The sequence below is a fragment of the Rhodoluna sp. genome (genome assembly GCF_044232805.1).
Taxonomy (GTDB): domain Bacteria; phylum Actinomycetota; class Actinomycetes; order Actinomycetales; family Microbacteriaceae; genus Rhodoluna.
In genome coordinates, this window is record NZ_JBIILG010000002.1 from 64,796 (window position 1) to 72,604 (window position 7,809).

Annotated in this window: 5 protein-coding genes and 1 tRNA gene; 1 reads left to right on the top strand and 5 read right to left on the bottom strand. The window is 50.6% G+C overall.

What is annotated here, in order from left to right:
* Positions 1-8: 8 nt before the first annotated feature.
* The 5 genes from AC9UES_RS00865 to AC9UES_RS00885 form a co-directional block, all read right to left on the bottom strand.
* On the bottom strand, positions 9-1,232 hold the full coding sequence (locus AC9UES_RS00865) for a S1C family serine protease (protein WP_509525732.1): 1,224 nt from the start codon (positions 1,230-1,232) through the stop codon (positions 9-11).
* Between the two features lie 116 nt (positions 1,233-1,348).
* A complete protein-coding gene (locus AC9UES_RS00870) occupies positions 1,349-2,215 on the bottom strand; it encodes a hypothetical protein (protein WP_509525734.1) in 867 nt (288 codons plus the stop codon).
* Positions 2,216-2,300: 85 nt separating this feature from the next.
* Positions 2,301-2,377: transfer RNA gene (locus tag AC9UES_RS00875), tRNA-Met, on the bottom strand.
* A gap of 44 nt (positions 2,378-2,421) precedes the next feature.
* Positions 2,422-5,301, bottom strand: coding sequence for a UPF0182 family membrane protein (locus AC9UES_RS00880; RefSeq protein ID WP_509525737.1), 2,880 nt, complete (start codon positions 5,299-5,301; stop codon positions 2,422-2,424).
* Between the two features lie 15 nt (positions 5,302-5,316).
* Entirely contained in the window at positions 5,317-6,408 is a 1,092-nt protein-coding gene (locus AC9UES_RS00885; RefSeq protein ID WP_509525740.1) for a YlbL family protein, read from the bottom strand.
* A 164-nt stretch (positions 6,409-6,572) separates the two neighbouring features.
* Here AC9UES_RS00885 and AC9UES_RS00890 point away from each other — a divergent pair.
* Positions 6,573-7,809 (top strand): zinc-dependent metalloprotease (locus tag AC9UES_RS00890; RefSeq protein ID WP_509525742.1); only part of this gene is annotated, 1,237 nt, incomplete at its 3' end.

The window sequence follows — 7,809 nt, forward strand, 5'->3', positions numbered from 1 at the left end:
AAATCTCACTACAGCACAACATCGAAAGTCAGGCGTTCACCGTCTCGCAGAATCTCGATCTTGACTTCAGTGCCCGCCTTTTCCTGTCGCACTGCCGAAGTAAGCTCACTCGCGCTACTGATGGTCTTGCCATTGAGTTTCACGACTATGTCATCTGGCCTTAGACCAATGCCCTCGGCTGCTCCCCCGGGGGTTACCTCAATAACTAGTGCTCCAACGGGAAACGCCGAACCGTTTTCTGAAGACATCGCGTCGCCAATGAGCACACCTAGCACTCCGTGCGTTGACTCACCGGTTTCCATGATGTCCTTGGCAATTCTGTCGGCAACATTCGAAGGGATAGCAAAACCAACACCGATGCTGCCACCTTCTGCTGCCCCACTAGCTCTGGCAATTGCAACGTTGATACCAATAAGTTCACCGCGGATGTTTACCAAAGCACCACCCGAGTTTCCGGGGTTGATGGCAGCATCAGTTTGAATCACTCCAAGACTTACCGGAGGAACTGAACTTCCTGACCAAAACTCCAAGCCAGTCTCATCGGGATTCTCTGACGAGGCAACTTGAATGGTTCGATTTAGTGCTGAAACAATTCCCCTGGTTACAGTGGCCTCGAGTCCCAGTGGTGCACCGATGGCAACCACCTGGTCCCCAACATTGATCTTTGAAGAATCAGCAAACACCATTGGTATCAACGGTTTGGTAGTTTCAATTTTTATCACGGCTAGATCGTTGGTTGGATCAGTTCCGATAAGGCGAGCTGTATACACCTCACGAAGATTGGTGCGAACCGAAAGTTCAACGTTGGCGGTACTGCCGCCAATTGTCACGACGTGGGCGTTAGTGAGAATGTAGCCATCGCTTGTTAGCACCACTCCGGAGCCATTACCACCGGATCCAGAACCAGAAACTCTGATGGTCACTACCGATGGAGACGCAGCTGAGGAAGCAGCGGTGACCCAGTTGACGTCCTCAAGATTGTTCACAACAATCGCTGGTGGCCTAGTCAGGTAGTTCTGAGCTAGTACTCCTGCTCCCGCACCAATTGACGCTCCCATCAAGACTCCCAGAAGGATTGCCGAGGTTGCCGTGAAAAACGTCAGTCTCTTCTCTTTGGTCTTTTTCTGTTTAAGTTTCTTTGGTGTGAGTGCAACCGGAGGGTCAAAAAGGAACTGGCTGTTGTAACTGTTTTTTCTACCGAGACCGTTTGGGTCTTGCGGTTGATTGCTCATGTTAGAGGCCTTTCGTCTTGCCTTAATCATGGCAAACAAGTCTGAGGTTAGGCAGGGAGATAGCTGACCCTTTGCCTAGCTACAAGACTATGACAGATGGCAAAAAAGTTTGCCCGCTAGGGCAGGCACCCCCAGCTTTTTGGGTTTGTACTGCAATCCCCTCCCACGAGTAAGAGCTTTGGCGGCGTTGGCGGTACCGCGGGAATCTTGATTGACACGTCCAGGTCTAGAACATTACTCAGCACTGAGATTTGGCCAGCTACTGCTTGCCACGCCGTTTCACCAACAACTCGGTAGCTCACGAAATAGCTTGCGATTGCCCACGCTTGATACTTTCCGGATTGTTCAAAGCTTCGCTTTATCTCTACTCCCTGCGTGCGAACTCCGTCACTGAATTGCCAACCTAACCCAGCCGGTGAGAACTGAACCTCGGCTTGGCGACCAAGAACCAGTTGCGATCCGTAGTGAAGAGAAGGGTCCGAGCTAAAGGTGAATGCCTCACCAGCGGGTAGCTGCGATGCCGGATAGACCGTTGCCTTCAGGGGGTTTGGTGAGAAAGAAACGGCAGCGCTAGCAAAGTTGGTTGCTGCAGGAGTAAAACTCACTGGTGGTGGTGAAGCCGGTTTGGCAGCAGTTGGTCGGCTTGGAGTGCAGACGGACTTGAGCCAGCGCTCTGCAGCGTCTGGAGACTTTGGCATTTGCTTGCGCTGGGCGGCAGTTGGACAAACTGGTTTAGCTACTGGCTTGATTGTTATTCCGCTAGCAGGCTTTGGTGCGGTTGGAGTAGTTACCGCCGGGGTGGTTGTTTGAACCCCAACACAAACTGTCACCGAACCCGAATGCATGGCAGATCCATGGGAAACACCAGAACTTCCGGAGCCGCCAGTGGAACATGCCATCGCAACCGGGGCTTCAACAAACACTAAGGCTGAGGTAATAAGCAAACTAGAACACGTAACTGCAAGCTTTGAAATGATCGACATACGCAAAACTATAAGTACATTCATTTTTTAGCGCAGAACTTATGCACAGCAAAAAACCCCACCCGAATGGGTGGGGTTTTCTAATTGGTTGCGGGGGCAGGATTTGAACCTACGACCTCCGGGTTATGAGCCCGGCGAGCTACCGAACTGCTCCACCCCGCGGCGAAGTTTCAATCTACCACTTTTGAACACATGCTGCTAGTGCACTATGGAGTTGCTGAGAGCGCTGCCTCGATTGCTTTCCGAAGCTTTTCTTCAGCTTTGCCAAACGCGGTCCAGTCACCAGCTGCCATAGCGGCATCTTTTTCCTGGATAGCTTCAAGAGCGTCCTGCAAAGCGGTAGCTAACGCATCTGATCCAGTGGCTGGAGCGTCTGGATCGGTAGGCTCGGCATCTGGATCGGCAGGGTCAACTGGGTCTGTCTCGTCTGGAATTCCAGAAGATCCAAACAGAACCGTTAGCGCTTCATCAAGAGTGTCTTCGAAGGCGATTTGATCACCGAAAGCAACCAAAATCTTCTGCAACAGCGGATAGCTGGTTTCACCAGTGGACTGGATGTAAACCGGCTGCACGTAAAGCAATCCACCACCAACTGGCAGGGTCAGCAAGTTTCCATTTAGAACTCTGGTTGATCCCTGTCTCAAAATGTTCAGGAGCTGAGAAACCTTGGAATCGGCGCTGAAGTTGTTTTGCACCTGACCAGGTCCTGGAACAATCGTGCTCTTTGGAAGAGTCAGAAGCCTTAGCGTTCCATAGTTTGAGGACTTCTTTCCAGCCGAAGTTCCAGCATCGGAATTTGCCACAAAGTAACCAGTTAGAACGTTTCTCGAAGCCTCTCCGGTAGAGCGAGGGATGAATGTTGAATACAGCGAGAAATCAGGTGCGTCAGTACCCGGCACCTGCATTGTCAAATAGTAAGGAGGCTGCAAGGTTCCAACACCTGCTCCACCAACTGGATCATTAGGTGTCATCCAAGCATCCTGCTGAGAATAAAACGCGCCGGCATCTTCAACGTGGTAGCTACCCAAGATTGAACGCTGAACCTTGAATAGATCAGCTGGGTAACGCACGTGAGAAAGTAGCTCGCCGGACATTTCACTAATTGGTCTAATGGTGTCTGGGAATACTTTTTTCCAGGTCTGCAAGATTGGGTCTTTCTCATCCCATTCATACAGCGTCACTTTTCCGTCGTAGGCATTGACTGTGGCCTTCACGGAGTTTCGGATGTAGTTGGCTTCACCGCGAAGTAGAACACTTGGCGAGTTAGCGTCAGCGATTGCCTGGGCTAGGTCCTCGGATTTCGAGTATGGATAGTTGTTCGAGGTTGTGTAACCATCAACAATCCAAAGAACCTGACCGTCAATGATTGCTGGATACGGATCTGAGTCCAATTGCAGAAATGGTGCAACGGCGGCAACGCGCTCACGCGGGTTGCGGTTGTAAAGAATCTGAGACTCAGCGTTGATGGCATCAGATAACAGAATCTGTTCGCTCTGGAATTTCAGAGCGTAAGCAAGGCGTGGAATGATTCCAGAAATCATCGGACCACCAGAGCCTGAGAAGGTGTTGTAGGTCTGATCACTTTCACCCTCGCCAGCTGGGAAATCTAGCTCGAGAGGGTCTGAGCCAGAGGTTGCTCCAACAATCGAATACGTTGGCGAACTTTCACCAAAGTAAACCCGCGGCTCGTAGTCGCCCAGTTTTCCAACCGACGGAATACCGGATTGCATAAACACTGGTTTTCCATCTGGTGTGCGCTGGTTACCGTAAGCGGCAACAACACCGAATCCGTGGGTGTAAACAACCACGTTGTTGTACCAAGACTGTGAGTCTCCAAGACCGGCCTGGTTTAGCTCACGAACAGCCAAAACCGTATCTTGAACTTTCCCATCGATCTCGTAGCGACCAACATCTAGCTGGTTTGGGAAGTTGTAATACTGACGGAACTGCTCGAGCTGTCTAAACGATGAGCTAACAAGTGCCGGGTCCAGGATTCGAATCGAAGCGGTGGTTTCAGCATCCTCGCGCAGTGCCCCAGGCTCGGCATCAACTACGGCGTTGTATTCAACGCGCTCCACGGTATCGATACCAAATGCCTTAGAGGTCGCATCGAGGTTTCGTTGAATGTAAGGAGATTCCAAAACTCGCTCATTTGGAATTACCTGGAAAGTTTGAACTGCCCAAGGAAACAAGCCTCCAAGGATCAGTGAGCTAACAACCATCAAACCGGTGGCAACTACCGGAAGACGCCATTTGCCAACAAACGCTGCAACCAAAAACAACAGGGCAACTACAACAGAGATAAGCGCCAAGATCTGCGAACCTGGAATTGCTGCGTTGACATCCGAATAGCTTGCGCCAGTAAACAGTCCTGCAGAGCTAGTCAACGTGCTGTACTGATCCAACCAAAGAGATGCACCTTGAGTCAGAAGGTATAAAAACGCCGTTACTCCAATTTGAATGCGCGCGGCTCTTGAAACCAAAGTTTCGCGACCATTGAATTTAATGCTTCCGTAAACGATGTGAACGCCAGCCGCAAGCAACAGCGCTATCAAGAAGGCGGCGGATAGGAATCCAACCAGGCCGATGTAAAACGGTAGCTCAAAGATATAGAAGGAAATGTCCAGACCGAACTGTGGATCGGTGTCACCGAACGGAGTGCGGTTCAAGTAGCTAAGTACGATTCCCCAGTTAGGCGCTACAGCCAAACCAGCCAAAGCTCCAAGAGCTAGTGGGACACCAATCATTACCGCTTTTCTCAATTGGTCAATTAGCTGGCGATACTGCTCAAAAGGAGATCTCTCGTCAGCAAACTTGAGATATACCGGTCTAAACCTAAAAGCTAGCCAAAGACCCAATCCGGTGATCAGAGTAAATGCCAAAGCTGAAGCGGTGAACAGGGCGCTCTGCGCAAAAATCTGAGTGCTTAGCACGCTAAGGAATCCGAGTTGGTCAAACCACAACACATCGGTGTATAAACCAGCAACGCTAAGCAAGATCGCACCAATAACAACAACTATTCCAATAGCAATTGTCGAAGGGGATATGCTCGGTCTACGAATGCCCTTGTTAGCAGCTTGGGTCATGATTCTCCTGTTTTTCTAATTCGTGCAGCTTGGTAAAGATTCGACTTGCTCATCGGCCGAGAGCTTTTCTAAAGCGTCAAGTGCTTGCTGTAGTGTCTCTATTTTAACTACCCTCAGGCCATCGGGGACGTTTCCTACAATTTCGTCGCAATTAGCCGCCGGAGCCAAAAACACCGTCGCTCCGGAGCGGGAAGCCCCATAGAGCTTCTGCACCACGCCACCAATTGGGCCAACTTCGCCAGCTTGGGTAATGGTTCCAGTGCCCGCAACGTGCAGGCCACCTGTTAGATCCCCTGGAGTGAGTCGGTCAATGATCCCAAGCGCAAACATCATGCCCCCGGATGGGCCACCAACATCTCCTAGCTGGAGATTTACTTCTATCGGAAAGTCATATTTGTATCCCACCAAAATACCGAGTCTAAAGTTCCCCTCGGCATCTTTGATTGGAGAAACTTCTTTTGTGACCTCTCGTCCGTTCCTATCTACGACAACTGACAGTGGTGTCTTTTCGTCCCAGCTAGTAACTATGCCTTTTAGCTGTTCAAGATCTTCGATCGGCTCAGAGTTGACCGATAAGACAAAATCGCCAGCGACCAGCTTTCCGCTTGCTGCCGCGTCTGCAACTACTTCGGCGATGTATACCTGCCTCGGTGTTTCGTAGCCCAAGTAATTCAGCGCTGCAGCAATAGCGTCTTGCTGGGAAACTTCCATCATCGCGCTGGATTCGGATCTAATTTCTTCAGTGGTGCGATCATCTGGATAGAGCAGCTCAACCGGTACTACCGCCTGAGACTCATCTAGCCAAGCCAATCCAATTTCAATCCAGTTTGGAGTGTTCTCCGGCCTACCAACGATGCTTACAGTGAGCACCTCAAGCATTCCTTCGGACTCGTAGCTTTGAGCACCGGAAATTGAAATCACTGGCTCATTATCAACTTCACCCAATACGTCGTAGGTCGGGCCAGCTCTTTCGATTAGGTAAGGAGTAGGCAGTAGGGCCAGGGTTAGAAAACCGGCCGCAAAGGTCACCACGGTAAAAAACGCGATAGCGCTCTTAGCGCGTTCGTTAGATTTTGAGCGAGTAGTGCGTCGCTGGAAAAAAGTCATGCCCGCCTTGATTTGTAAGCCTTCCGATTAGCCTAAGTGAGCCCACTAGCCAACCTGCCCCAAAATCCCACGCTCTCGGCGAACACTCAGTAAGCAAAGCAATTGTTCAGGCAGATTAGGCAACTAGAGGAAGTAGCCTTGAATCAGAGCGAAGAGGTAGTGAAGTGAACGATAACCAGCAAGAGCCCGAAGACTTTGAGGCCATGCTGCGCAAGTTTCTATCCGGTCAACCACTAGATCCTGAGCAACTAGCCAAAGCCGCAGGATTGCCCATTGACCCGAAGGCGCTGCAGGAAATGCTGACTCAAATCGGCGCTGCCATTGCTCCGGGAAACCAAACAGAAGGTGTGAACTGGAATCTAGTTCAAACCCAGGCCAGAAAGATATCTGCCAAAAACACCGTTGCCGTTCCAGAGTCAGTTGGCCGATCGATTAATACTTCCACCGCAACTGGCAATCTTTGGCTCGATGAAGCAACTGATCTAGGTCCAATTTCCATAGAACCAAAACTTCTTTCAAGAGAACTGTGGGTCGCAGACTCAATCGGTCTCTTCAAAGATCTCGCAACTCCGGTAGCAGAGCGAATGGCGATAGCCCTAACCGAGAACTTCCAAGAAAACCTTCCCGAAGAATTCGCCGGCATGCTCTCGCAAGCCAGCGGCATCATGAAATCCGCTGGGTCAGTGATGTTTGCCATGCAACTGGGCGAAGCACTTGGAAAGCTATCGGAAGAAGTGCTAAGCGGTGGCGATATCGGCTTGCCAATCTTCCAAGAAGCAAGGCCAGCCTTCGTTGCCCAAAACCTCGCGAACTTTGTCAACTCTCTCGAAGAAGAAGCGGATCAGGTTTACATTTACCTGGCGGTGCGCGAGCTTGCACACTCTAGGCTCTTCAAGCACAGCAAGTGGCTACGCGGATACATCGTGAATCTCATAACTTCCTACGCCAGCGAGATCACAATCGATAACAGCAAGATTGTCGAGCTCTCAGAAGGATTTGACCCTGCTGAAATTGGCAACATCCAAAAAGCTCTCGAGTCCGGTGCTCTGATTGCACCAAGGACTGATTCACAAACCAGAGCTTTGGAGCGAATTGAAACAGTGCTTGCACTAATCGAAGGCTGGGTGGACTGTGTTACCCAAGCTGCCACCAAGCGGCTTCCAAGATCATTAGCTATTGCAGAAACCATGAGACGAAAGCGGGCCTCAATCGGTCCAGCCGAGCGAACTTTCTTGACACTGATTGGGTTAGAGCTGCGGCCAAGAAAAATTCGCGAGGCATCTTTGATGTGGCAACAGGTCACCGATGCGGTTGGTCTAGAAAAAAGAGACGCGATTTGGTCTCACCCGGATTTGATTCCTACCGAGCAAGACATCAAAGATCCAGCCAAGTTGATTGAAC